This window comes from Vibrio sp. 2130-1, from assembly GCF_033339515.1.
In genome coordinates this window covers 1-540 of the sequence record NZ_JAWOUT010000638.1, presented here as the reverse complement: position 1 = coordinate 540, position 540 = coordinate 1, and the positions used below count along the sequence as shown (strand labels likewise).

General features: G+C 46.7%; 1 pseudogene. It reads left to right on the top strand.

From position 1 onward, the window contains the following. Window positions 1–203: 203 nt before the first annotated feature. Window positions 204–540, top strand: a pseudogene (locus R7Q09_RS27850) (copper-binding protein); the annotation flags it as partial.

Below are 540 nucleotides of genomic sequence, written 5' to 3'. Positions count from 1 at the left end.
TCAAGTCATGCAGCGCATTGCTGCACCAATGATTGGCGGCATGGCCTCAGCCCTACTACTGACTCTGCTGGTGTTACCAGCAATCTTCAAGCTGTGGAAGCAGCGAGAAGTCAACAAAACTCAAAACCCAGAGAAATAAACAACAAGCGCCATTGTACAAACCGCAATGGCGCACTACCTCATTGACAGTAAAGGAAATCAACATGAAAAAGACACTTATCACTCTTGCTCTAACTATGGTATCAGCAGGCGCATTCGCGCAAATGGATAACTCGAACATGAACCACGACAACATGGATCACGGCAAAATGGACCATGGCTCGATGTCGATGGATAACATGAACATGGGCGATATGCCGATGGATCATTCAAAAATGGATCACTCCAACATGCAAGGCATGGCAGGAATGTCAGCAGTGGGTATGCCAGCGAATGGGGCGAAACCGGATAAAGTCGTCCATGTAATTTTGAGCGATGACATGAAAATCACCTTCAAGAAAGACGTAAAAATCGAACCGACCGACGTTGTGCAGTTTGTGG